The organism is Mesorhizobium sp. 128a, assembly GCF_053848025.1.
Genome location: NZ_JBSPKY010000007.1, coordinates 94772 through 120087 on the forward strand (window position 1 = coordinate 94772; position 25316 = coordinate 120087).

The following is a 25316-nucleotide window of genomic DNA, read 5'->3' on the forward strand; positions in this document are numbered from 1 at the left end:
AGGGCATTGTCCCGGATCGAATGGCAGCGGAGGGCCATATTCAGCGGCAGCTGCGAGGTACGGCGCCTTGTCGCGCCACACCGCAGCAAGCCAGATCTGGTCTAGGTGGCGCAATGAATGTCGAGACTGCCGTCCGCAATGCCGCTACCTTGGTAGATCAGGTTGGCGGCACAATGCCGCAATACACCTGTAGCGTTCCGGACGAGACCTGTTGCGCTATCTGAGAAGCCCTGATCCGTGTCCATGCGAGCCTTGATGACTTCGCAGCGGATAGCATCGAACATGCGGAGGGTTTGGTCTCGATCGCCTAGATATGCCACTGAAGTGTCGACGTGGCTTACATAATTTTTTGCGTTGGACGAGAAAGCGATCGGCGTATTCGAGATCATTGACCCGCATTTGCGAGCTGATGGGAATTTGAATTGCGTTGTGTGCCGATGATCTGAACCTTTTGACTTCGCGAGCCCTCGCCCAGGGCCTCCGAACGTATCACTTTTTCACGCCGGCCGGTCCAACTCAGTGGGGGCACTCCAATGCCGGGTCAGTTCACAATGAAAATTACCAGGAGTTCGTTGAGGGCTCCCCTAGTTGGGGTCTATCGCATCATCGCGCGGCTCAAGGTCGGCGCCCAGGCTGCCGTTACCCGCTTCGTCGTCACCAACGGGACTGTCAGGAAGAAGGCGCTCTTTCCCAAGCCCATGTGCGCGCGTCTACGGCCTGCCGGGCAAGATCCGCGACACCGTGCAGATTGAACAAGCGGTCTTGCGGCTTTTGCAAACGGGCAGCGTACACGTTCTTGTGATGGTGAAGTAAACAACATTTTCGACGGTTCGTAGCGCGAACAGCGGGTCGTGCTGAAGACGCTGCAATTTCCCAGCAATCGGCTTCAGGCTTTCGGGAGGTTGTATATCGGCCGGACGTCAACTCTGTTGAGCTGGTCGTCTCCGCTTACGATATTTGAGCTGCGGACGAACGACAGACTTCACGTCTGCTCTGCCGAGCAGCAGCGCCATCAAATCAAAACCGATGTCAATGGCATCGATTGCTAGTCGAAGCTGTCCGACTGCAGAGCCTTTAACGTATCGGCTAGTCTCTCCGGGCGTTGAGTGGCCCGTGACGTGATCCAAAACCGCGCGCTCCACGCCCGCTTGGTGCATCAACGTGCTTGCAGTATGGCGGAAGCTGTGAAAATCAAGTCCCTTTCGATAAACACCTATGTCCCTGCGATAGCGTGTAAACCATTTTGAAAAGGAATGTCCCAGACGACTATCTGCGCCACCGGGTTTCAAATTTGGAAATAGTCTTGTTAGCCGCGCTTTCCGACACTGGTCGACGTAGCCCAAAAATCCCGACTTGATCAGCATTGAATGCAGCGGCACCTGACGCGCAGCATTTGCATTCTTAAGCATGCGCGGTGGGCGATCATTGATATCGAAGAACGCTATTCCGTCAGATTCCCGCACGTCATCGACATGGAGCTGGGCGATTTCCTCCTGCCGCATTCCGGAAAAAAGGGCAATTAATGGAAGCCAGTATCGCTCGTCTTTGAGAATTAGCGATCCGGGCTCTGCCCGCCGCACCTCAGATTTGCAGCCTGTGTAGATTGGAGACCCAAACAGCACCTGCAACTCCGACGCAGTCCATAGATCACGCTGCTCCGTGGCTCTTTTTGACGCGACGAAGCGGAAACCGCCAAATATGTTCTGCGCCACTGCTCCAGCGGACAACGCAGATCCCCAAAGACCGCTGAGCACGGAAAAATGCCGCTTTACGGTTCGCTGTGTTAAGAGCTGCACTTCCTTGGTCGCTGACTGCGCGCCGGCGATTTTCAGGATCTCATCGACCGAGCGGTCTCGATATACGGGGGTCTTCGAGTAATCCCACGGCAGCCGTTGTATTTTCTTACGAAACTCGTCCGCATCGGCACGAGTGTATGTTGAGACAGGCCGGTCACCACAAATTTCGGCAAACAGGCGATACGAAGCCCGTGCCTGAGAAGCAGTCTGTTGGTCCCAGTTTTTGACCGCAATCTGGTCTGACCGAAAAGCCTCGGCGACTTCTGAAAAATTCGGTTCAAGTTTGGAGGCCTTCTGGGGTGGGCTGGCAACCGTCGCGTCCTTCGGCGGTGCGGGTTCGCTGCCCGTGCTTCTGTAGAAAGCCGCCTTCACCAAGCTGTCTTTTGATTCGTAGTTGTAATCGCCATCCTGCCGCGCGCGGAGCTCGCCGATGATATCGATGCTAGCGCGCAAAATTGCCTGCCGAATCTGGTTGTATTCGCCCGGGCCAAGGGCGGCTTCAGACAAATGGCGGCGAGCCAACACGACTTGAGCGGCCGGATTGGCCTTTTCAAAGTCGTCCTTGCGCAGAGCGTCACGTGTCTCTGCGAGCGATTGATCTAGATAGTCCGACCGCGCTTGGTGATTTTCCTCGGACCACTGTTGGTCGGGAAAAAGCCGGCGGTGGTCATCAATGGTCAGAGTGAGTTCATAAAACTCCCTCACCAATCCAGCGATTTCATCGGATGAGAGCATGGCGGCGGCTGCAAAAATCCCCTCGGTATGCCTGTAAAGCAGATCGGCGCGCATTCTGGCAGAGGGAATCGCATTTGTGGACAGGCTGCGTACCAACTCGGTTCGCCCAATGCGAAGGCGCAGTTTCGGGGGCACAACCCTGCGAAAATGAAAGATGCCCCCTCGGCGCACTACATTGAGTAGGCGCCGTCCTCGACCGCTTTTGTAGCACTCATTTGTAGCAACGCTCGACGTCGCTTGGTCTTCGGTGCGAGAAAGTGAGGTAGAACAATCAGTTAGGAGTTTGTTGGCTGGGGCGCCAGGATTCGAACCTGGGAATGTCGGTACCAAAAACCGATGCCTTACCACTTGGCGACGCCCCAGCAGGCGAGCTTTGCCCCCTGCGCGCGGCCTTATAGGACGAGCCGGTGGAAAGCTCAATGCCGAGTTGGCCCCTGTGCAAAACTGATCCACCGCTTGGCACGGTGATCTCTATTCGCCCCAGACCGCCAGTTCATTGCCGGCCGGATCGGTGAAGTGGAACCGCCTGCCGCCCGGAAACGAGAAGATCGGCCTGACGATTGTGCCGCCGGCATTTTCGACAGCGTCGAAGGTTGCTTGCAGATCCTGCGAATAAAGCACCGGCAACGGTTTGGCCGGCGCCTCCGTGCCATCGGCCTGGAAGCCGCCGTCGAGCCCTTCGCCAAATGCCGAATAGGTCGGCCCGTAATCGGTGAAGGACCACGAGAAGGCCGCGCTGTAGAAAGCCTTGACGCTGTCCAGCGTCCCGCCGGTCGCAGGCAATTCGAGATAGTCGAGTTTTCCGTTGAGTTTCATCACGCTACTCCCAACTTGTTCATGTTATGTTCTATATCGCGAACGGCTGGTCGGCAAGTCTTTTTGACGCAGCTTTTGCTTAATCGATTGTAGTGGCCGAGGCTTGGCTGACCACGCCTTGCCTTTCGCACTGCAGCATAATAACGCTCGGGTCGGAATGCGGGGGAACCGGGCCTTGGCTCCGGTGTTGTCTATCTTCCGGGGAAGTGTTGTCTATCTTCCGAGGACTTGGAGGGCGAGCATGACCAAATGGGTCTACACCTTCGGCGATGGTGCCGCGGAAGGCCGTGCCGGCGACCGCAATCATCTCGGCGGCAAGGGTGCCAACCTGGCCGAGATGTGCAGTCTTGGCCTGCCGGTGCCGCCGGGCTTCACCCTCACCACCGACGTCTGCAACGCCTATTACGCCAACGGCAAATCGTATCCGTCCACGTTGAAGGCCGACGTCGTCAAGGCGCTGGACCATATCGGCGCGCTGACCGGGCGTCGTTTCGGCGATCCGTCGAAACTGCTGCTGGTCTCGGTACGCTCCGGAGCCCGCGCCTCGATGCCGGGCATGATGGACACCGTGCTCAATCTTGGCCTCAACGACGAGACAGTCGAAGCGCTGGCCACCGATTCCGGCGATGCCCGCTTTGCCTATGACAGCTATCGCCGCTTCATCCAGATGTATTCCGATGTCGTCATGGGGCTCGACCACGAAGTGTTCGAGGAGATCCTCGAGGACCAGAAGGCGAGCCTCGGCCACGAGCTCGACACCGAACTGACGGCTGAGGAATGGCAGGACGTCATTGCGCTCTACAAGGCCAAGGTCGAGGAGGAACTCGACAAGCCGTTTCCGCAGGATCCGCACGAGCAGCTCTGGGGCGCGATCGGCGCCGTGTTTTCGAGCTGGATGAACAACCGCGCCATCACCTACCGGCGCCTGCATGACATCCCAGAAAGCTGGGGCACGGCGGTCAACGTCCAGGCCATGGTGTTCGGCAATATGGGCGAAACCTCGGCCACCGGCGTTGCCTTCACCCGCAATCCCTCGACCGGCGAAAAGATGCTCTATGGCGAGTTCCTGGTGAACGCGCAGGGTGAGGATGTCGTGGCCGGTATCCGCACGCCGCAGAACATCACCGAGGCGGCGCGCATCGCCGCCGGTTCCGACAAGCCGTCGCTGCAGAAGCTGATGCCGGACGCGTTCCGTTCCTTCGTCGACATCTCCGACCGCCTGGAACAGCACTACCGCGACATGCAGGATCTCGAATTTACCATCGAGCGCGGTAAATTGTGGATGCTGCAGACGCGCTCCGGCAAGCGCACCGCCAAGGCGGCGCTCAAGATTGCCGTCGAGATGGCCAGGGACGGGCTGATCACGAAGGAGGAAGCGGTCGCCCGCATCGACCCCGCCTCTCTCGACCAGCTCTTGCACCCGACCATCGACCCCAAGGCCGCGCGCGACGTCATCGGCATGGGCCTGCCGGCTTCGCCGGGGGCCGCCACCGGCGAGGTCGTCTTCTCGTCTGCCGATGCCGAGGAGCTGAAGACGCAAGGTCGCAAGGCGATCCTGGTGCGCATCGAGACCAGCCCCGAAGACATCCATGGCATGCATGCTTCGGAGGGCATCCTGACCACGCGCGGCGGCATGACCAGCCACGCCGCCGTGGTGGCGCGCGGCATGGGCAAGCCTTGCGTGTCGGGCGCCGGTTCGCTGCGCGTCGACTACAAGGCCGGCACCCTGATGTCGATGGGCCAGACCTTTCGCAAGGGCGACATCATCACCATCGACGGCAGCAACGGCCAGGTGCTGAAGGGCGCCGTGTCGATGCTGCAGCCCGAACTGTCCGGCGATTTCGCCGCCATCATGGAATGGGCCGACGCCGTGCGCCGCATGAAGGTACGCACCAATGCCGAGACGCCGCTCGATGCGCGCATGGCGCGTTCCTTCGGCGCCGAAGGCATTGGTCTCTGCCGCACCGAGCACATGTTCTTCGACGGCGAGCGCATCGTCGCCATGCGCGAGATGATCCTGGCCGATACCGAGAAGGACCGCCGCACCGCTTTGGCCAAACTTCTTCCCATGCAACGTTCGGATTTCCTCGAACTGTTCGAGATCATGGCCGGCCTGCCGGTGACGATCCGGCTGCTCGATCCGCCGCTGCATGAATTCCTGCCAAAGACCGAGGCCGAAGTGGCGGAAGTCGCCGCCGCCATGAATGTCTCGCCGGAAAAACTCAGGCAGCGCACCGAGGCCTTGCATGAGTTCAACCCGATGCTCGGCCATCGCGGCTGCCGGCTCGCCGTCTCCTATCCCGAGATTGCCGAGATGCAGGCGCGCGCCATTTTCGAGGCCGCGGTCGAGGCCGGCAAGAAGGCCGGCGCGCTGGTGGTTCCCGAGATCATGGTGCCGCTGGTCGGCCTGGTGAAGGAACTCGATTACGTCAAGGCGCGCATTGATGCCGTGGCAAAAAGCGTGATGGAAGAGACCGGTGTCAAGATCGACTATCTCACCGGCACGATGATCGAGCTCCCTCGCGCGGCGATCCGCGCCCATGTCATCGCCGAGTCAGCCGAGTTCTTTTCCTTCGGCACCAACGACCTCACCCAGACCACCTTCGGCATTTCGCGCGACGATGCCGCGTCCTTCCTCGAGACCTACCGGCAGAAGGGTATCATCGAGCAGGATCCGTTCGTCTCGCTCGACATCGATGGTGTCGGCGAACTGGTGCGTATGGCGGCTGAAAAGGGCAGGGCAACGCGGCCCGACATCAAGCTCGGCATTTGCGGCGAGCATGGCGGCGATCCGGCCTCGATCCGCTTTTGCGAAGAGGTCGGCCTCGACTATGTCTCGTGCTCGCCTTACCGCGTGCCGATCGCAAGATTAGCCGCCGCGCAAGCCGCGGTGCAGATTGCCAAGACAGCAGTGCCGCGCCTCAAAAAGAGCGCCGCGGCATCCTGATTTCGACATAGTTCTTTCCGCGTCGACCAAACGGCCCTCCCAAGGGCGGCCGTTTGCCACTAAGCTTACAATTTTGTAAGCAAATTCACGCTGATGTGCGCATCCGCGCACGCAATCCCGACATCGTTTCTGCCCAATTTGACGGCCTCCCAACCCCGCCCGGTGCCGAGAAACAGATGTTGCAGATTTCGCCCAAACCCTTCCGCTCGATCCTGATCATCCAGACCAAGTTCATCGGCGATATTGTTTTATCCTCCACGCTCGCCAGGAACCTGCAGCTCGAATATCCCGGCGTCCGGATCGTCTTTCTCTGCGAGGCTCGCCTCGCCAGTTTCGTGACCGCGCACGGCATCGCCTCGGAGGTCGTGACCTTCCGCCGCGCGGCCATGCGCGGCACCCCGATGGAGCGTGGGCGCGAACTCTATTCGATGATCAGCAAGCTGCGCCGGTTCCGCTTCGACCTGACCATCGACCTCACCGATTCAAAGACCTCGCGCATCATCGTCGGGCTCCTCAATGCCAGGACCCGCATCGGCTACAACCCTCCGGAAAGGCCGCTGCGCTGGCATGAGCGTCAGCCGGCGAATCTGTTTGCCAGGCCGTTCGGCTTTGGCGAGCAGCATTACCTCTACCGCTATCTTTCGCCGCTCGAGCCGCTTGGCGTCGGCCTGCGCGTGCGCGCGCCGTCGATCCGGCCCTCGCCGCTGGAGACCGCGCGAGCCCATGCATTGCTGGACAAACACCGCCTGCGGCCAAACGGTTTCATCGCCGTGCATGCCGGCGCGAGTTTTCACGGCCGGCGCTGGCAGCCGGAACGCTTTGCCGCCGTGATCGACACGATTGCGCGCGAGACCGGACTGGATTTTGTGCTCGCCGGCGGGCCGGACGAGCGCAAGCCGGCCGAGCAGATCCTGGCCAGGGCCACGTCGCCGATCGTCAACCTCGTCGGTGCGCTGTCGCTGGAAACACTGCTGGCGGTGCTGCAGCAGGCGCGCATGTTTGTCGGCAATGAGAGCGGCCCCATGCACATGGCCGCAGCCGCGGGAACGCCGGTGGTCGGCCTGTACGGCCTCACCAGCCCGGCCATATGGGGGCCGGTCGGCGTGCCCAGCCTCGCCCTGCAGCCGTCCATGCCGTGCAATTGTGTAGCGGGCAGCCTGTGCAATCCGGTCGATCCCAGCAAGGCCTGCTGCGTCTGGCGCCTCGAGGTCGAACCGGTCGTCGCAGCGGTGCGCGAGATCCTGTCGCGAACACAAGTGGAGCTGGAACACGCCGTCTGACGGTGCGCGGCTGTCACTTTGTCGGGATATCAGCTTTTCTCATGGCTGATATCCCGATTTCCGCCTTGTTGCCGGTCTTGGGATGCGGCTATGACGACGCCGATTCCGAAACGAGACAGGCATCCCTTGCAAAAGCTGCTTTGCGCCTTGGCGCTATCTATCTTGGCCGTGTCTTCGGCCCATGCCGCGCTGCTTGTCGAGCCGACGCTGCGCCTCAAGGCGAACGCGGCCGGCAGTGTGGGCCGCGTCGCGCTCACGCTCGACGCCTGCGGCGGGCAGACCGATACGAGGATACTTTCGGCCTTGGTGGAAAACCGGATTCCGGCGACGATCTTCGTCACCGGCATCTGGCTGAAGCGCAATGCCGCCGCCGTCGAGATCATGCGCGCGCATCCCGATCTGTTCGAACTTGAAAACCATGGCGGCCGTCACATCCCGGCCGTCGACACGCCGCAAAAGATCTACGGCATCCGCAGCGCCGGCAGCCCTGAAGCGGTGCAGGCCGAAGTCGAGTCGGGCGCGGCCGCTCTTGCCGGCACCGGCGAGCCGGCCCCGAAATGGTTCCGCGGCGCGACCGCCGAATACAGCCCGTCGGCCATCGCCATGATCCGCAAGCTCGGCTTCAAGATCGCCGGCTTTTCGATAAACGGCGATGGCGGCTCGTTGCTCGGCGCAAAACAAACCGCCCGCCGCATCGCCGCCGCCAAGGATGGCGATGTCATCATCGCCCACATCAACCAGCCGACCCACGCGGCCGGCGAGGGCGTCGTGCAAGGCCTGCTGGCGCTCAAGGCCAAGGGCCTCACCTTCGTCCGCCTCGACGACGCTGATGGGGTCGGCAATGACGGGACGACTGATTAGCTTGCGGCGAACGCGGTGTTCATCGCCGGTTGAAAGCGTCACTGGCGACATTCGAGGTTAGCCGAAGCCTCGTAACTTCGTCATCCACGGGCGAAGCAGGAGCGAAGCTCCGTCGCGAAGACCCGAGGATGACGACGCGATAAGCGCTTGAGCCGTTTGCTCAAGCCGGCGTGGCTTCGATCGTCACCCTGTTGGGGTAGAAGGCGCCGTGGTCTCGAATCTCAGCCATTTCGTCGAAAGGCTGCTCGTAGCCCCACATCGCGTCCTTGCCGGTTTCGCCGGCCGGCAGCACGCTCCAGTAGCTGGCGTCGCCCTTGTAGGGGCAATGCGTCGAATGGGCGGTTTTGGCGAGTTGGCTGAAATCGATGTCCGCGAAAGGGATGTAGAGCACCTGGGGGTAGGGAGGTTCGGATAAAAGCTTCGCCCGCGTTGACGTGGCGATCACCGTATCGCCGGCGCGCACGACAACCGTGCCGCGATAAGGCTCGACTGTGATGACCTTGGCCGGATTGCTCTGAAAGCCGGGGGCCGGGTTGGCGATCTGGTCCATGCGGGGGTTCTCCTTTGTCCGGTTGGGAGCGCGACGGGGATTTGCTGTCGCCCTTAAGGTGTGTTCGGAGAACCTGTTGCGCAAGGCCGTCGTGACAGGCAGGCGTGCCTGGTCGGTCGTTGAACCGATCGCTTAGCGAACGCTCAGGCCGCGGTCTTGAAGACGTCCATGAGGCCGGCATAGGCAGCGGCAATGCCGGCCACCGGGTTGGTGCTTCTTGACGTTGTCTCGACCTTCAGCGCGCCGCCGCCGGTCGGCAAGGTGAGCAGCAGGAACTGGCGATTGCCGCCGTCACCGATGGACGCGGCCGCGACATGCTGGCCTTCGCCCTCGTTCTGGACGCACATTTTGAACAGCAGCGTGCCGCCGACCGCCTCGAGGGCGCCGCCGACCACCTCGACAAACTCGTCTTCGGAAACCTTTTTGGCCTCCGGCACCAGATCGGCCAGACTTGCGGCCAGCGTATCTTCAAGCTCTTTGTCGTCGAGTTGAATGTCGTCCAACTGCACGTCTTCGGCCTGGCTCTCGTCCAACGGCCTGTCGTCGAGCTGCGCGTCCATGCGAACCTCTTTCAGTCGCCAATCGCACCCCTTGCCCCGTTAACGAACGTTAACACCGACGATGGCCGGATTGTGGCGGTTTTCTCTAGCGTTCGATCACTGCTTGCTTCAGCCGTTAACGGTTGGAGACTTGATGGCTGGACAATCGGCCCGTTCGTCTCACAATGGAACAAAAAACGGTAGAACGAGGAACCAATGGGAGGAACCAGATGCTCGGACTGATGCAGGAATGGCCGCTACTCTGCCACAAGCTGATCGACAATGCCGAGCGGCAGCACGGAACACGAGAGATCGTGTCGCGCTCGATCGAAGGTCCGGTCGTGCGCACCACCTATGCCGAGATCCATCGCCGCGCGCTGAAGGTTGCCCAACGGCTCGAACGCGATGGCTTTGTTCTCGGCGACCGCATCGCGACCCTGGCCTGGAACACCGCGCGCCACATCGAGGCCTGGTACGGCATCATGGGCATCGGCGCCATCTACCACACGCTGAACCCGCGGCTGTTTCCCGAGCAGATCGTCTGGATCATGAACAATGCGCAGGACAGGGCGATCTTCGTCGACCTGACATTCATGCCGCTGCTGGAAAAGATCGCCGGCGCGGTCAAATCGCTGCGCAAGGTGATCGTGCTGACCGACAAAGCGCATCTGCCCGAGACGACGCTGCCGAATGTGGTCGCCTATGAGGACTGGCTGAACGAGGCCGATGGCGACTTCGCCTGGAAGACGTTCCCGGAAAACACCGCCGCCGGCATGTGCTACACCTCGGGCACGACAGGCGATCCCAAAGGCGTGCTCTACAGCCACCGTTCGAATGTGCTGCACGCCATGATCGCCGCCATGCCTGACGCCATGGGCATCTCGGCGCGGGACACCATCTTGCCCGTCGTGCCGATGTTCCATGCCAATGCCTGGGGCCTTGGCCAAAGCGCGCCGATGATCGGCGCCAAGCTGGTCATGCCCGGTTGCAAGATGGACGGCGCCTCGATCTACGAGTTGCTCGACACCGAGAAGGTGACATTCAGCGCCGCCGTGCCGACCGTGTGGATGATGTTGCTGCAGCATCTGGAAGAGACCGGCAAGAAGCTTCCCCATCTGAGCAAAGTCGTCATCGGCGGCTCGTCGTGCCCGCGCGCCATCACCAGGAAATTTCAGGACAATTACGGCGTCGAGGTCATCCATGCCTGGGGCATGACCGAGATGTCGCCGCTCGGCACGCTGTGCACCATGAAACCGGAGTACCAAGAGCTTGAGGGCGAAGCCCGGCTCGATGTCCAGGGCAAGCAGGGCTATCCGCCCTTCGGCGTCGAAATGAAGGTGACGGACGACGAGGACAAGGAACTGCCCTGGGACGGCAAGACCTTTGGCCGGCTGAAGGTGCGCGGTCCGGCCATCGCCAGCGCCTACTATGGCGGCGTCGGCTCCGAGCAGTTCGACAAGGACGGCTGGTTCGACACCGGTGACGTCGCCCATATCGATCCGGGCGGTTATATGCAGATCACCGATCGCGCCAAGGATGTCATCAAGTCGGGCGGCGAGTGGATCTCGACCATCGACCTGGAAAACCTCGCCGTCGGCCATCCCGATGTCGCCGAGGCCGCGGCAATCGGCGTCCATCATTCGAAATGGGGTGAACGGCCCTTGCTGGTCGTGGTCGCCAAGCCGGGCAAGGAGCCGAGCAAGGCCGACATACTGGCCTTCATGGACGGCAAGGTGGCGAAATGGTGGATGCCCGACGACGTCGCGTTTGTCGGCGAAATCCCGCACACCGCCACCGGCAAGATCCAGAAGATCACCCTGCGTCAGCAGTTCCGCGACTATCGGCTGCCGACGGATTGATTGAGGTCGTGCGATTTTGGGCTGTCGAAAACGTTAGGCAGGGGATGTTCAATTTGAGCAGCCTTTGCTCTAAGCCTCTGTGCGGGGTGAGGCGGTGCTGAAGACAATGGACGTTGACGACCGGCAGACATCGACGGCGGCCGGCTGGTCGCGGCGCACGGGCGCTTTTGCCCTGGTGCTGCTGCTGACCGTGCTGGCCGGCCATCATTTCGAACTGGTCGAAACGCCGGCCTTCCTGTGGGTGCTGGCGATCGTCGCCCTGCTTGCCGCGTTCGCCTTGCTGTTTGCCGGCCTCGCTTTGTCCAGGTTGTGGCATTTCGGCGACCGCGGCGGCCGCGACCTCTCGGTCGGCGCCTTGCTGGCGCTGCTGGTGCTGACGCCCTACGGCATCGCCGCCTATTGGGCAGCGACCACACCGCCGCTCAGAGACATCTCGACCGATCTCGACAATCCGCCTGTGCTCGACACCAGCGACCGCACCAAGGAGATGAACGCGCTCGCGCCGCCGACGCCGGGCGAGGCACGCCTGCAGCAGGATGCCTATCCGCTGGTCACCGGCCACAGCTACAACCTGCCGTTCGAAACCGTCGTCGACGCCGTCGAAACCGTGCTCGACCGCCGCGACTGGCAGCTTACGGCACCTTACCCGGTGACGGATGGCCAGGACGAGGTGACGATATCGGCCGTGGCCCGGAGCTTCATCGTCGGCCTGCCCGCGGACATCGCCATCCGGGTAAGCAATGATGGCGACACGATCGTCGTCGACATGCGCTCGGCCTCCCGCTACGGCCGCTACGACCTCGGCGACAATGCCGCGCGCATCGTCGGGTTCCTCGCCGAGTTGGACCAGGAGGTTGCGGGCCAGGTGGGCGCGGCGGCTGCTGAGTGACATCCAGAGCATCGGACGGCCAATCGGAATCGCTCGGCGCCGCAAAAGTGCGGATTGAGTCCGCGGGCAGACTACTCGGCGGGGTCGTATCTGCCTTGCAACAAGACTGTCGCGATCGGCCCAAGCGGATTGACGATCCGGCTCTCCAGAACCTCGATGAGTTTGTGCCCGACGTCTGCCATGTCTACGGAATGAACGCCGATCTTCGCCGGCAGGAAGCGTGCCAGACGCGTGTTGTCGCGTGTAACGACGTGGACGTCGCGGCCCGGCTCGAGACCGCGTCTGCCGAGAGCGTGCAACGCTCCCAGAAGGCCCAATTCGTTGGCGCATGCCAAGCCCGTCGGCGGATCTGACGACGCCAGCAGGCGATCGAACCAGGCTGCGCTCGATTCCACCGTGAACGTGCCATGACCGATCAGCGATTGGTCAATCGGAATACTGGCCTCGGCCATCGCCCTTCCATAGCCTGCAAGACGCAAGGCGCTCGCCTGATCCTTCGGCACGAGAAGTTGCAATGCAATGCGTCGACAGCCCTTGTCCATGAGCCGTTGGGTCGCATCGTAGGCAATCTGCTCATTGTCGATATCGACATAGGGATAGGCGATGTTCAGGTCGGTTCTTCCAAACGCGACGAACGGAACGCGTTGATCCAGCAGCAGCTTGACGCGCGGATCACCCGAGACCATGCGCGTGATGATCAGGCCGTCCGCGCTGCGCGCGTGGAGCAGGCGCTGTACGCTTTCGACGGGATCGTCATCGGGCGTGGTCGAATAGATGGATAGGCTATAACCCGCTTGACGCGCCGCCAGCGTCATGCCTTCGATCAAGGGAAGCTTTGCCAGATCGGACAGGTAGTCGCGCGTCTCCATCGGCAGCACTGCCGTCAGCGTCAGGGTTCGTCCGGTTTTCAGCGCGCGCCCATGATGATTTGGGACATAGCCGACCCGCTTCGCCGCCTCCTTGACGCGGGCTATGGTCGAGGGCTGCACTTCCGGCCCATCCTTCAGAGCGCGGGACACCGTAGTCACCGAAAGGGAAAGTTCCGCCGCGATCTGTTTTAGATTGGCCATGTCGCCCGACTTGATTTGCGAAAGCGCCGGCTGATTTTGCTGGGCATCGTAACGTTACCGGATTCGACCTGAGGGTCAAATCCAGGCTCGGCGAACCTGAACGGACTGCCTGGCACCAGCTTGACTCTGGGGTTATTTTCAGCAATCGTAACGTTACGATTAACAAAAAAGCCGATTTTATCGGCGTTTTGATGAATCCGGAGGAGGAGAAACTATGTCCCGTTTACTACGCATTTCCCTGGCAGCGATCGCGGTCTCGGTTGCCTTGCCCGTCTATGCCCAAACCGTCACCATCACCACCGCGGGCGGCGACTATGGCAACGCCATTAAGGAGGCCATGTGGGCCCCCGCTGCAAAAGAGCTCGGCTTTGATATCCGTGAGGAGACGCAAAGCGACGGCCTTGCCGCCCTGAAGATGCAGGTCACTTCGGGTGCGGTGACCACCGACATCATCCACCTCGGCTCGCCGGAAGGCGCGCAGGCGGCAGCACAGTCGCTGCTGGAGCCGCTCGACTACAAGATCATCGATCCCAACTCCGTGCCCGCCGGCGCGAAGTCCGACTACTGCTATCCGTTTGACTCCTATGGCACTGTCATGTCGTGGAACACCAAGACCTATGGCGAGAAGTCGCCGAAGACCTGGGCCGAGTTCTGGGATGTCGCCAAATTCCCTGGCCGCCGCGCGCTGCGCGCCAATGCGCAGGACTTGATCGAGATCGCGCTGCTCTCCGATGGGGTGGCGCCGACCGACGTCTATCCCGTGCTCAGCACCCCGGAGGGTCTGGAGCGCGCAATCAAGCGGCTCGAGGCGATCAAACCGAATGTCTCGGTCTGGTGGACCTCGGGAGCGCAGTCCGCCCAGTTGCTGAAAGATGGTGAGGCGGATCTGGTCGTGACCTGGAACGGTCGGGCACAGACCGTGAAAGCCGATGGCGGCACGGTTGACTACACGTTCAAGGGTTCGGTCATCGGCACCGACTGTCTTGCGGTGCCGAAGGGAGCGCCGAACAAGGAAGCAGCCATGAAGCTCATCGCGGCGATGACACAGCCCGCGCGCGTGGCGAAGCTGACCGACTTCATCGCCTATGGCCCGGTCAATCCTGCCGGTTATGAAGGTGGCCTTATTCCTCAGGACCGTCTGAAGACCTTGGCGACCGCGCCTGACAATGCCGGCACTTCGGTGTTTTCGAATGCGGATTGGTGGGTCAAGAACGGCGAGGCCGCCCAAAAAGCCTTCGATGAAATGATGAACCGCTGAGCTTCGAACTCGTCAGCTCCAGGGTTGCAGCACATGATGAAGTCGCTCCCGATCACCATCGACAGCGTGCGCAAGACCTATGGGTCTTACGTCGCGCTGGACGATGTCTCGCTCGACATTCAGGCTGGCGAATTCCTTACACTGCTGGGGCCGTCCGGATCGGGCAAGACCACGTTGCTCATGGCTCTGGCCGGTTTTGTCCGGCCCGATTCCGGTAGGCTCTTGTTGGGTGATCGGGACATCACCCGCCTGGCCCCCAACAAGCGCGACATCGGGATAGTGTTCCAGAACTACGCCCTGTTTCCCCACATGAACGTTCTGGCAAATGTCGAGTATCCGCTGGTGCTGCGCAAAACGCCGAAAGCGGAGGCGCGCCAGCGGGCGCTCGACACATTGGCCCGCGTGAAGCTGGAAGGTCTGTCGGAGCGCAACATTGCCGCACTGTCCGGCGGCCAGCGCCAGCGGGTGGCGTTGGCGCGGGCGATCGTCTTCGAGCCGCGCGTGATGCTGATGGACGAGCCGTTGTCGGCGCTCGACAAGAATCTGCGCGAAACCATGCAGTACGAGATCCGTCGTCTGCACGACGATCTGGGGATCACCACGATCTATGTGACGCATGACCAGCGCGAAGCACTGATCATGTCAGACCGGGTTGCGGTGATGAACTCCGGCCGCATTCAGCAGATCGACACGCCACAGCAGATCTATGATCGTCCATCGACCCGCTTCGTCGCGGAGTTCATGGGTGAGGCCAACATTGTGGCCCCAGGCGCGGTGCGCAGAATAGACGGCGCCGATGCGTCACGCGAAGCTCTGATGATCCGCGCGGAAAGCTTCCATCTTGATGGGAAGCTCGTCGGGCGAGACGGGGTGGCGCTTGAGGGAAGGCTGCGCGCCAAGGCGTTTCGTGGCGAGAACTGGCTTTTGACGCTGGCGCTTGACGGCGGGCAAGAGATCCTTGTCTGCATTCCGGCGGCGCTGGCCAGTGGCTGCGCCGAACTTGCCACCGGTCAGCGGGTGACCGCCTATGCACCAGCAGCGAAAGTTCACGCCATACCAGGAGCGGTAGCGTGACCGTCATCGCCGATCCTGCGCTCGCGGCAGACGCTCGACGCGAGCGGCGGTTCTTCCTCTCGCTTTCACTGCCTGCGCTTTTCATCGTTGGGCTGGCGGCCATACTGCCCATCGTTTGGATCATCCGGCAATCCTTCCTGACCACAGGGGGCGAATACACCGTCGGCAACTACGAGAAGGTGCTGTCGAGCGGACTGACATGGTCGGCGCTCGTCACGACCCTTGAGCTGTCCCTCGGCACGCTGGCGATCTGCATTCTTCTCGGTACCCCCCTGGCGCTCGCCTTGGCCAGCGCCAGACCAAGGGTGGCCAATTTGCTGATGGCCTTCGTCATGCTGCCGTTGTGGACCTCCATTCTGGTGCGCACCTATGGCTGGCTCGTGCTCTTGCGGCGCGATGGCCTGATCAACGCGGCTTTGACCGGTTCAGGCCTGACAGCCGAGCCATTGCCGCTGGTCTACAACTTCGCGGGAACGCTCGTCGGCATGGTTCACTACATGCTGCCGCTCTTTCTGCTGCCCGTTTATGCGGCGATGCGCGATATCGACGCAAACCTCGTCCGCGCGTCGGCGAGCATGGGCGCCACTCTCGGGCAAACGATCCGCACCGTCATTCTGCCGCTTTCGGCCGGCGGCATCTTCTCGGGTTCGATCATCGTCTTCATCTACACGATAGGGTTCTTCATCACGCCGGCGGTGCTTGGCGGGGGCAAGGTAAATCCTCTCTCCATCAGGATCGAGCGCACGCTGTCGACATTTCAGGATTGGGGGTCGGCGAGCGTCCTGGGTATTCTGCTCCTCATTTTGATGGCGTTGATGGGGGTGATGTTCCTGGCTGCACGGCGGCTGATTGCCCGGCGCATAGTGGGTACAGCCCATGCTTGAAGCCTATCCAGACAACAGGCTGGCCCGCATCCTCCTGTGGAGCTTTTGCGCGCTCGTAATGGTGTTCCTGATGCTGCCGACGCTGGTCGTCGTCCCGCTCTCCTTTTCGGCGTCCAATCTTCTCGAGTTCCCACCGAGCGCATACTCATTGCGCTGGTACGAGACTTTCTTTGGTTCGGCTACATGGATGGTCGCGCTCAGGACGAGCCTGATCCTTGGGACATTGACGGCGATGATCGCAGTGCCCCTGGGGCTGCTGGCCTGCATCTCGATGAACAGGCTTGGCGGAAAGGCCGCCGTAGCCATTCAAGGCATTCTGCTCACCCCGTCCATTGTGCCGGGCATCCTGCTCGCGATCGGTCTCTTCTTTGTTCTGGCGGCGCAACGTCTGGTCGGAACGCTGTTCGGCGTCCTGGTCGGACATGTGGTGCTGGCCATCCCGGTCGCCTGCATTGTTTTGTTGCCCGCTCTGGTCCGCTTTGATTGGAACCAGGTCCAGGCGGCGCGCAGCCTCGGCGCAAACTGGGCGAGAGCCATTGGCGGAATAATTGTCCCGCAACTTCAGATCAGTCTGTTGTCGGCCACGCTGATGGCCTTCCTGACCTCGCTTGACGAGTCTGTCATTTCGATCTTCATCGCCAGCGGTCAAAACAGCACGCTGCCGAAGCTTATGTTCCTGTCGCTGCGCGATCAGATCGACCCGACCATTGCGGCGATTTCGACCTTGTGGACCGTCATCGTCCTGGTCGCCGTCCTGATCGTGAGCCTTCGCCAAAAATCCTGACAGAGAACGGAAACATGCCCAACAATCATCACGCAGCCGACGATCTGGCGGATCATTCAACGGACATACCCCAAGTGGGGTTGGCGATCATCACCGGATCGGCGAATTGGGGTCTCGCCTTTCCGGAAGACGTCGCAGTCGATGGCGTTCGGACCTTGCGGCGCGACATGAGTTTTGAAACGCCTTTCGGTTGCAGCGACAACTGGAAGCTGCTCGAGTTCGATGCGTCGATTACCGTCGAAGGCAAACCGAAACGTGCCTTGTGCATGTATTCGCACGGCAATCCCCGCGACCATATCGACCATTCCTGCCATCGCCGGGCGTTCTGGGTCTTGATGAAAGCGGGAGTACGGCAAGTCCTTTCCTGCTCGACCATTGGCGCCGTCAACAAGGCGATCAAGCCCGGCGACATGGTGGTGAACGCCGATATCATCGAACTGACGCAGACCCCGTTTTCACTGCTTCCCGGCCGCCAGAGCTTCGACTGCTCGGGCAAGCAGATCGTGTGTCCAAGATGTGCGGCGGCTCTGGTCGAAACCGCCCGCCGTCATTGGCCAGCCGAATGCCGCGTTCATGGCATCGAGCAGCAGTTGGTCGCTGGCCACTGTTACGGGCCGCGGCTGACCACCCCGGCGGAAGCCTTGGCGTTTCGAAACCTAGGGGCGGATGTGCTCAACCATTCGATCGCCCCCGAGGCTACCTTGTCGCGCGAGATCGGCGCGTGCTTCGTGCCTCTTGCGTTCGTGACGGCAGGTTTCAACGACTATATGGACCGCAATCGCCAGAAATTGCTGCAGGACGACGTGTTGCCAAGCCTCTCAATTTCAGCCTCGCGGGTTGCGCTGGAGACCGCGGCACGACTTCCGGCTAATCCCGAATGCTCTTGCCACGGTTTGAAGTCGGCTCAACCGGAAGAACGTTCCAGCCGGTTTTAGCCAACCAGCACATAAACGCCGTCGATGGCCGGCTCACCCTCCGTGCTGACCAGGCCGCGCGCCGCCAGATCCTCGAGATGGGCGAGCACTGACAGGCCGGCAGCACCGTGCAGGCGCGGGTCGGTGTCCCGGTAGATCGCCTTGACCATGTCGGGAATAGTCCGGTCGCCGCCGCGGATCCGCTCGAGGATCGCCCGTTCGCGCATCTTGCGGTGGGTTTTGAGCCCGCGCATGAAGTTGCGCGGCGCGGTCACCGGGCCGCCATGGCCGGGCAGTAGCAGGCGGTCGCCGCGCGCGATCAGCCTGTCGAGCGAGGCCATGTAGTCGGCCATCGCGCCGTCCGGCGGCGCCACGATCGAGGTCGCCCACGCCATCACATGGTCGGCCGAAAACAGGATACCGGTGCCTTCCAGCGCAAATGCCGCGTGATTGGCGGTGTGGCCCGGCGTCAGCACGGTTCGGATCGCCCAGCCGCCGCCCTCGATCAGCCCGTCGTCGGGCAGCGCGATATCAGGCGCGAAAGCCGTGTCGGCGCTGGCATCGAGCGGATTGATCTCGCCGATCCGGAGCGCCCGCGCCGGGCGATGCGGGCCTTCGGCCAGCACTTCAGCACCGGTGTGCTCCTTCAGCCGGGCGGCCAGCGGAGAATGGTCGCGATGCGTGTGGCTGACGAAAATGTGGCTGACCGGCCGGTTAGCGATCACCGCGAGCAGCGTCTGGAAATGCGCATCGTCGTCGGGGCCCGGGTCGATCACTGCCAGTGTTTCGCGGCCAACAACGTAGCTGTTGGTGCCGTGAAAGGTGAACGGGCTGGGATTTTTGGCGGTGACGCGCTGCACGTCCGGCGCAACGGTGACCCCTTGGCCATAGGCCGGATCGAAGCTGGTGTCGAATTTGAGCGCCATGGCGGTGTCGTTGAGCTCCGGTCAAGGGGACGGCAAAAGCGATTGCCGCATAGCACGGAAGCCAATATAGGAAAAAGCGAGGCCGCCATCTGCGGCAATCCGGATTGGGGAAGACCATGGCACTTGCAACGACGATGCGCCCACTTGTTTCTCTCGCTTTGCCTCAGGAGGGTGCGCTGCGCCTGGCAACCCAGCTTTTGCTGGCGATCGCCGGAACGCTGCTTTTGACCCTGTCGGCCAAGACGAAAGTCGTGCTCGGGCCGGTCGACATCTCGATGCAGACGCTGGCCGTTCTGCTGATCGCCACCGCATTTGGCCTGCGGCTTGGCGTTGCTACCCTGCTTCTCTACATGGCCGAAGGCGCCATGGGCTTCCCGGTCTTCCAGAGCACGCCTGAAAAGGGCATCGGCATCGCCTACATGATCGGCGGCACCGGTGGTTATCTCGCCGGCTTCGTCGTCATGGCGGCAATTGTCGGCTGGGTCGCCGATCGCGGCTGGGACCGCCACCCGATCAAGCTGTTCAACGCCATGCTGGTCGCCGAGATCGTCATGATGGCCATGGGCTTTGCCTGGCTGGCCACAATCATCGGCGTGGAAAAGTCGTGGCAGTTCGGTGTCCTGCCGTTCATCCTCGGCGACCTGATCAAGGTGGCGCTCGCCGCCAGCCTGGTGCCGGCGCTCTGGTCGTTGCTGCCGAAGCAGCCCTGAAACCGGACAACAGAACGAGCCGGCGGGTCCAAGACCCGCTGGCTTTTTGTTGTCACGCGTCCACCAGGATGGCGGTTTGCCAAATCGCCACGCCCATTGCAGCGCCAGCTTGTGGTTGGTCGGTCAGCAGCTTGTTGCCGGTCAGTCAGATTGCCGCGAGGCGGCAGATGCAGCGCAATTCTGGTGCAGATCCCGGGCCGAGCTTGAATTGACAAGCGATTGCGCGATACCTAAGCACAGGCAACTTGATTTCAGGGCGGGGGCCTCGGCAATTCAAGGAGAGCTTGTTGAAAGGAATTATCCTTGCAGGAGGCAGCGGGACGCGTCTTTATCCCTTAACATTAGCGATCTCTAAGCAAATCCTGCCGATATACGACAAGCCGATGATTTTTTATCCGTTGAGCGTCTTGATGCTCGCGGGGATCAGAGAGATTCTGGTCATTTCGACACCACGCGACTTGCCGATCTTTCGGGAGTTGCTGGGTGACGGTTCGGAATTCGGGCTCGAATTTTCCTATGCCGAACAGCCGCGGCCCAACGGGCTTGCCGAAGCCTTCATCATCGGCCGCGACTTCATAGGCAAGGACAATGTGTCGATGATCCTCGGCGACAACATCTATTTCGGCGAGGGCCTGTCACAGCTCTGCCGCGCTGCCGCGCAGCGGGAAAGCGGCGCGTCGGTGTTCGCCTACCATGTCGAGGATCCGGAGCGCTATGGCGTGGTGTCGTTCGACAGGCTCAGCGGCACCGCTTTGACGATCGAGGAAAAGCCTGAGAAACCGAAGTCCAACTGGGCGGTCACTGGCCTCTATTTCTACGACAACGAGGTCGTCGACATCGCTTCGACGATCAAGCCCTCGGCGCGCGGCGAGCTCGAGATCACGGCGGTCAACAACGTCTACCTCGAGCGCGGGCAGCTGCATGTGCATCAGCTCGGCCGCGGCTATGCCTGGCTCGACACCGGCACGCATGACAGCCTGCATGAAGCCTCATCCTTCGTGCGCACCATCGAGCACCGCCAAGGCATCAAGGTCGCCTGTCCCGAAGAAATCGCCTTCGAGCAGGGCTGGCTGACCGCCAACAAGGTGCTTGAGCGCGCCACGCGCCTGGGCAAGAACGAATACGCCGCCTATCTGCGCCGGCGCGTCACCGAGCTGACGGAGAATTAGAGTGGAGGTCAGGCAGCTCGGACTCGACGGTGTGCTGGAGATCGTGCCGACGCGGCACGGCGATGCGCGCGGCTATTTCATCGAAACCTGGAATGCCGAGCGCTTTTCGGAAGCTGGCATCGATCTGCATTTCGTCCAGGACAATCACTCCTATTCCGCGGCCGCGGGCGTCGTGCGGGGGCTTCACTATCAGCTGCCCCCACGCGCGCAGGACAAGTTGCTGCGTGTGATCAGAGGTAAGATCCTTGACGTCGCGGTCGACATTCGCCGCAGCTCGAAAACCTTCGGAAAATGGGTCGCGCTCGAAATATCGGCCGAGAAAGGCAACCAGATCCTGGTGCCGAAGGGTTTCGCGCACGGCTTCGTCACGCTCGTGCCGGACACCGAGGTTCTGTATAAGGTCACCGACACCTATTCGCCGGCGCACGACCGATCGATCCGTTTCGACGATCCCGACATCGGCATCGATTGGCCGTCGCCAGCCGGCGCCTTCGAGCTCTCGGCCAAGGACCTCGAGGCGCCGATGCTTGCCACGGCGGAGGTGTTCGCATGACGCGCGACGATGTGAGGAGAGCGCCATGAATTTTCTGGTGACAGGCGGTGCCGGCTTCATCGGCTCGGCGGTGTGCCGGCATTTGTGCGCCAATCCGGCCTACCATGTGACCAATCTCGACAAGCTCACCTATGCCGGCAACCTCGCCTCGCTGCGCACGATCGAGAATGCGCACAACTACAAATTCCAGCAGGCCGACATCTGTGACGAGCGGGCGGTCCTCGACATCCTCCACCGCGACGAGATCGACGTCGTCATGAATCTCGCCGCCGAAAGCCATGTCGACCGCTCGATCGACGGACCCGGCGCCTTCATCGAGACCAACATCGTCGGCACCTACAAGGTGCTGAATGCGACGCTCGAATATTGGCGCGGCCTTGATGAGGACAGGAAAGCCCGCTTCCGCTTCCACCATGTCTCGACCGATGAGGTGTTCGGCGATCTGCCCTTCGACGGCGGCATGTTCGTCGAGGAAACGCCTTACGCGCCGTCCTCGCCGTATTCCGCCTCGAAGGCGGCTTCCGACCATTTGGTGCGGGCCTGGTACGAGACCTATGGCCTGCCGGTCGTGCTCTCCAACTGCTCGAACAATTATGGGCCCTATCACTTTCCCGAAAAGCTGATCCCGCTGGTGATCCTCAACGCGCTCGATGAAAAGCCGCTGCCGGTCTACGGCGCCGGCGCCAACGTGCGCGACTGGCTGTTCGTCGAGGATCATGCCCGCGCCCTGGAGCTGGTCGCCACCAAGGGTCAGCCGGGGGAGAGCTACAACGTCGGCGGCAATTCCGAACGCACCAACCTTGGCGTCGTCGAGACGATCTGCGACCTGCTCGACATCAGGCGTCCGCGCAGGGGCGGCAGGAGCTACCGCGATTTGATCAGCTTCGTCAGCGATCGCCCGGGTCACGACCGCCGCTATGCCATCGATGCCTCCAAGATCGGCAGGGACCTTGGCTGGACGCCGGCGGAGAGTTTCGACAGCGGTCTGGCAAGGACGGTCGACTGGTTCCTCGACAACAAATGGTGGTGGGGGCCGATCCGCGAGCAGCGCTATGCCGGCGAGCGGCTTGGCCAAGTCCAGTCCCGGGGCGAGGTTGAAGGCAGGAAGGGCGCGGCGTGAGGCTGGTTGTCACCGGACGCGACGGTCAGGTCGCCGCCAGCCTGCTGGAGGCCGGGAAGTCGCGCGACGGCATCGAGGTTGTCGCCGTCGGCCGGCCGGCGCTCGATCTGGCGCGGCCCGACACCGTGTTCGACGCGCTTGCGGCAGCGCGGCCGGATATCGTGGTGTCGGCCGCTGCCTACACCGCGGTCGACCAGGCCGAGGACGAGCCCGATCTGGCCTTCGCGGTGAACGCCGTCGGCGCCGGCAAGGTCGCCGAGGCGGCGGCTCGGCTCGGCGTCCCCGTCATCCATCTTTCGACCGACTATGTCTTCGACGGTTCGAAGGACGGCCCCTATGTCGAGACCGACGCCACCGCGCCGCTTAGCGTCTACGGCGCTTCCAAGCTTGCCGGAGAACTGGCGGTGTCGGCCGCCAATCCACGTCATTTGATCCTGCGTACCGCCTGGGCCTACAGCCCGTTCGGCGAGAATTTCGTCAAGACCATGCTGCGGCTGGCCGGCGACCGCGACGAGATCCCTGTCGTCGCCGACCAGTGGGGCAATCCGACGTCGGCGCTTGATATCGCCGACGCCATCTTGCATGCCGCGGCGATGCTGCGTACCGACATGGGCTTTTCTTCCTTTGGCAGGTACCATCTGGTAGGAACTGGCGCGACCAATTGGAGCGGGTTTGCACGCCACGCCCTGGACGCCAGCCAGGTGTTTGGCGGCCCCCACGCCCGGGTGCGTGACATCGCGACCGTTGACTATCCGACCAAGGCAAAGCGTCCGACCAATTCACAGCTGTCTACCGCGAAGTTCACCGAGACTTTTAGTTGGGCGGCGCCGGAGTGGCAGCAATCAACAAACAAAACCATATCTCGTCTCCTGAACGGTGAGACGGGATATGCCAGCGACCTATGAACCGCCAGCGTCACGGAGAGACTTTATGAGCGTTCAGCTTTTCGTACCGAGTTTCCGCATCGAGGAATGCCTTGCAGGAATCCGTGAGTGCCTGGAAAAAGGGTGGACCGGACTAGGTTTCAAGACTGCCGAATTTGAAACGGCATGGAAGAACTATACGGGCCTCCCGCACGCTCATTTTCTGAATTCCAACACCGTCGGGCTTCATCTGGCTTTCCAGCTGTTCAAGTCCAAATACGGATGGGATGACGAGAGCGAGGTCATAACAACGCCGCTGACATTCGTTTCGACAAACCATGCCATCTTGTATGCTGGCCTCAAGCCGGTTTTCGCCGATGTTGATGAGTATCTTTGCCTCGACCCGCAAAGCGTGCTCGAGCGGATCACCGACAAGACCAAGGCGCTGATATTCGTCGGGATGGGAGGCAATGTCGGCCAGTATCAGAAGATATTGGAGATTTGTCGCGCGCGTGACATCAAACTGGTGCTCGACGCGGCCCACATGTCAGGTACTCGGGTCGACGGTAGGCACATTGGCGACGACGCCGATGTGTCGGTATTTAGTTTCCAGGCGGTCAAAAATCTTCCAACCGCCGATTCCGGAATGATCTGTTTCAAGGAAGCCCAGGACGATGAGCGCGTCCGCAAACTCACCTGGCTGGGCATCAACAAGGATACGTATGCCCGCACCGCTTCCCAGGGTGCCTACAAATGGATGTATGACGTCGAGGAGATCGGCCATAAATATCACGGCAACTCGATCATGGCCGCGATTGCCATTGTCCAGTTGAAGTATCTCGACATAGACAATTCGTTCCGGCGCCAGCTAGCCGTCTGGTACCGCCAGCATCTGGAGGGGCACAACCATGTCAGGGTCGTGCCGACCGTGCGAGGGTGCGAATCCGCCCAGCACCTTCTCCAGATACGGGTTCAGAATCGCGACAATCTGATGCTTGCCCTCAACGAGCATGGAATCTATCCGGGAGTTCACTATCGCGACAACACGGATTACCGGATGTATGCCTTTGCGGCCGGCACGTGTCCGAATGCCGCCGCGGCAAGCCACGAAATCATTTCGCTGCCACTGCATCTTCGTATGACCAAGGCCGATGTCGATCAGATTTGCGACTTGGTTCTCAAATACGCCCAATGAAACCGCAAATCGCCCCTTTCGGAGACGGCACAGTTGTCTTGAGGCTCGTGGAAGAGCGGGATCTCGAGACAATCCTTGACTGGCGCAATCGTGACGACGCACGTGTCTGGTTCAAGACATCCGACAAGATCGACCTCGCCGCGCATATCGCCTGGTACAAAAGCTACCTCAAAAAGCCAAATGATTTGTTCTTCCTGGTGGAAGCGAATGGCCAACCGGCCGGCCAGTGCGCCATTTACGATATCGATGAGAACACCCGGAGCGCTGAAGTCGGCCGATTTCTGGTTGCGCCGGAAATGGCCGGCAAAGGATATATCGGCCGTTCGTGCGCAGAGATCGTTCGCTTCGGTACGCAATTCCTGAACCTCTCCTATCTGTTCCTTGAGGTTATGGAGCAAAATACAAAAGCTATTCGCCTTTACACGCGCGAGGGGTTTATTGAGGAAGGCCGTTCCGATGGCTTGATCCGCATGAGCTTGGGTCGAGGTAGCACTCCATGACCGCGACGCACTACTTCATGCTGA

Annotated in this window: 23 protein-coding genes and 1 tRNA gene; 17 read left to right on the forward strand and 7 right to left on the reverse strand. The window is 61.3% G+C overall.

Annotated elements, in window-relative coordinates; translation table 11 throughout:
• Positions 1–920: 920 nt before the first annotated feature.
• From ACWTU9_RS14035 to ACWTU9_RS14045, 3 genes are all read right to left on the reverse strand, one after another.
• On the reverse strand, positions 921–2702 hold the full coding sequence (locus ACWTU9_RS14035; protein WP_455858784.1) for a tyrosine-type recombinase/integrase: 1782 nt from the start codon (positions 2700–2702) through the stop codon (positions 921–923).
• Positions 2703–2818: 116 nt separating this feature from the next.
• Positions 2819–2893: transfer RNA gene (locus tag ACWTU9_RS14040), tRNA-Gln, on the reverse strand.
• Positions 2894–3002: 109 nt separating this feature from the next.
• On the reverse strand, positions 3003–3347 hold the full coding sequence (locus ACWTU9_RS14045; protein WP_455858785.1) for a VOC family protein: 345 nt from the start codon (positions 3345–3347) through the stop codon (positions 3003–3005).
• Between the two features lie 241 nt (positions 3348–3588).
• On the opposite strand from ACWTU9_RS14045, the gene ppdK reads away from it, so the two are divergent.
• The 3 genes from ppdK (at position 3589) to ACWTU9_RS14060 (ending at position 8435) form a co-directional block, all read left to right on the forward strand.
• Positions 3589–6294: a pyruvate, phosphate dikinase gene (gene ppdK, locus ACWTU9_RS14050; protein ID WP_455858786.1), complete on the forward strand. Its 2706-nt coding sequence runs from the start codon at positions 3589–3591 to the stop codon at positions 6292–6294.
• A 176-nt stretch (positions 6295–6470) separates the two neighbouring features.
• On the forward strand, positions 6471–7574 hold the full coding sequence (locus ACWTU9_RS14055) for a glycosyltransferase family 9 protein (RefSeq protein WP_455858787.1): 1104 nt from the start codon (positions 6471–6473) through the stop codon (positions 7572–7574).
• Positions 7575–7664: 90 nt separating this feature from the next.
• On the forward strand, positions 7665–8435 hold the full coding sequence (locus ACWTU9_RS14060; protein WP_455858788.1) for a polysaccharide deacetylase family protein: 771 nt from the start codon (positions 7665–7667) through the stop codon (positions 8433–8435).
• Between the two features lie 160 nt (positions 8436–8595).
• On the opposite strand, the gene ACWTU9_RS14065 is transcribed toward ACWTU9_RS14060, so the two are convergent.
• Positions 8596–8985 (reverse strand): DUF427 domain-containing protein, encoded by a 390-nt coding sequence (locus ACWTU9_RS14065; RefSeq protein WP_455858789.1) that lies wholly within the window; start codon positions 8983–8985, stop codon positions 8596–8598.
• A gap of 143 nt (positions 8986–9128) precedes the next feature.
• Positions 9129–9545, reverse strand: coding sequence for a hypothetical protein (locus tag ACWTU9_RS14070; protein WP_455858790.1), 417 nt, complete (start codon positions 9543–9545; stop codon positions 9129–9131).
• A gap of 209 nt (positions 9546–9754) precedes the next feature.
• Here ACWTU9_RS14070 and ACWTU9_RS14075 point away from each other — a divergent pair, with 209 nt between their 5' ends.
• Both ACWTU9_RS14075 and ACWTU9_RS14080 read left to right on the forward strand, forming a co-directional pair.
• Complete coding sequence (locus ACWTU9_RS14075; protein ID WP_455858791.1) at positions 9755–11383, forward strand: fatty-acid--CoA ligase; 1629 nt, start codon at positions 9755–9757, stop codon at positions 11381–11383.
• A gap of 106 nt (positions 11384–11489) precedes the next feature.
• Entirely contained in the window at positions 11490–12272 is a 783-nt protein-coding gene (locus ACWTU9_RS14080) for a DUF1499 domain-containing protein (RefSeq protein ID WP_455858792.1), read from the forward strand.
• Positions 12273–12343: 71 nt separating this feature from the next.
• Here ACWTU9_RS14080 and ACWTU9_RS14085 read toward each other — a convergent pair whose 3' ends face one another.
• A complete protein-coding gene (locus tag ACWTU9_RS14085; protein ID WP_455858793.1) occupies positions 12344–13342 on the reverse strand; it encodes a LacI family DNA-binding transcriptional regulator in 999 nt (332 codons plus the stop codon).
• A gap of 214 nt (positions 13343–13556) precedes the next feature.
• Between ACWTU9_RS14085 and ACWTU9_RS14090 the strand changes: the two genes are divergently transcribed.
• From ACWTU9_RS14090 to ACWTU9_RS14110, 5 genes are read left to right on the forward strand one after another with little or no spacing between them, the layout of a single operon-like run.
• A complete protein-coding gene (locus ACWTU9_RS14090; RefSeq protein WP_455858794.1) occupies positions 13557–14600 on the forward strand; it encodes an ABC transporter substrate-binding protein in 1044 nt (347 codons plus the stop codon).
• 36 nt (positions 14601–14636) lie between these two features.
• Complete coding sequence (locus ACWTU9_RS14095; protein ID WP_455858911.1) at positions 14637–15674, forward strand: ABC transporter ATP-binding protein; 1038 nt, start codon at positions 14637–14639, stop codon at positions 15672–15674.
• Positions 15671–16558 (forward strand): ABC transporter permease, encoded by an 888-nt coding sequence (locus tag ACWTU9_RS14100; protein WP_455858795.1) that lies wholly within the window; start codon positions 15671–15673, stop codon positions 16556–16558. Before ACWTU9_RS14095 ends, ACWTU9_RS14100 begins: the two co-directional genes overlap by 4 nt.
• Positions 16551–17342: an ABC transporter permease gene (locus ACWTU9_RS14105; protein ID WP_455858796.1), complete on the forward strand. Its 792-nt coding sequence runs from the start codon at positions 16551–16553 to the stop codon at positions 17340–17342. The genes ACWTU9_RS14100 and ACWTU9_RS14105 overlap by 8 nt, the downstream gene beginning before the upstream one ends.
• A gap of 14 nt (positions 17343–17356) precedes the next feature.
• The gene (locus ACWTU9_RS14110; protein WP_455858797.1) at positions 17357–18277 is read left to right on the forward strand and encodes a phosphorylase family protein; all 921 of its coding nucleotides are present in this window, start codon (positions 17357–17359) and stop codon (positions 18275–18277) included.
• Here ACWTU9_RS14110 and ACWTU9_RS14115 read toward each other — a convergent pair.
• On the reverse strand, positions 18274–19182 hold the full coding sequence (locus ACWTU9_RS14115) for an MBL fold metallo-hydrolase (protein ID WP_455858798.1): 909 nt from the start codon (positions 19180–19182) through the stop codon (positions 18274–18276). The two genes, ACWTU9_RS14110 and ACWTU9_RS14115, sit on opposite strands and share 4 nt — an antisense overlap.
• A 116-nt stretch (positions 19183–19298) precedes the next feature.
• Here ACWTU9_RS14115 and ACWTU9_RS14120 point away from each other — a divergent pair, with 116 nt between their 5' ends.
• The 7 genes from ACWTU9_RS14120 to ACWTU9_RS14150 all read left to right on the forward strand — a co-directional run bounded on the left by ACWTU9_RS14120 (position 19299) and on the right by ACWTU9_RS14150 (position 25292).
• Positions 19299–19892, forward strand: a complete 594-nt coding sequence (locus tag ACWTU9_RS14120) for a biotin transporter BioY (RefSeq protein ID WP_455858799.1) — start codon at positions 19299–19301, stop codon at positions 19890–19892.
• 287 nt (positions 19893–20179) lie between these two features.
• The gene (rfbA, locus tag ACWTU9_RS14125; protein WP_455858800.1) at positions 20180–21061 is read left to right on the forward strand and encodes a glucose-1-phosphate thymidylyltransferase RfbA; all 882 of its coding nucleotides are present in this window, start codon (positions 20180–20182) and stop codon (positions 21059–21061) included.
• Position 21062: 1 nt separating this feature from the next.
• Complete coding sequence (gene rfbC, locus ACWTU9_RS14130) at positions 21063–21614, forward strand: dTDP-4-dehydrorhamnose 3,5-epimerase (RefSeq protein WP_455858801.1); 552 nt, start codon at positions 21063–21065, stop codon at positions 21612–21614.
• Positions 21615–21639: 25 nt separating this feature from the next.
• The gene (gene rfbB, locus ACWTU9_RS14135; protein WP_455858802.1) at positions 21640–22734 is read left to right on the forward strand and encodes a dTDP-glucose 4,6-dehydratase; all 1095 of its coding nucleotides are present in this window, start codon (positions 21640–21642) and stop codon (positions 22732–22734) included.
• Positions 22731–23639, forward strand: a complete 909-nt coding sequence (gene rfbD / locus ACWTU9_RS14140; protein WP_455858803.1) for a dTDP-4-dehydrorhamnose reductase — start codon at positions 22731–22733, stop codon at positions 23637–23639. The genes rfbB and rfbD overlap by 4 nt, the downstream gene beginning before the upstream one ends.
• A gap of 25 nt (positions 23640–23664) precedes the next feature.
• Positions 23665–24792, forward strand: a complete 1128-nt coding sequence (locus ACWTU9_RS14145) for a DegT/DnrJ/EryC1/StrS family aminotransferase (protein ID WP_455858804.1) — start codon at positions 23665–23667, stop codon at positions 24790–24792.
• Positions 24789–25292, forward strand: coding sequence for a GNAT family N-acetyltransferase (locus ACWTU9_RS14150; protein ID WP_454573842.1), 504 nt, complete (start codon positions 24789–24791; stop codon positions 25290–25292). Before ACWTU9_RS14145 ends, ACWTU9_RS14150 begins: the two co-directional genes overlap by 4 nt.
• Positions 25293–25316 lie beyond the last annotated feature (24 nt).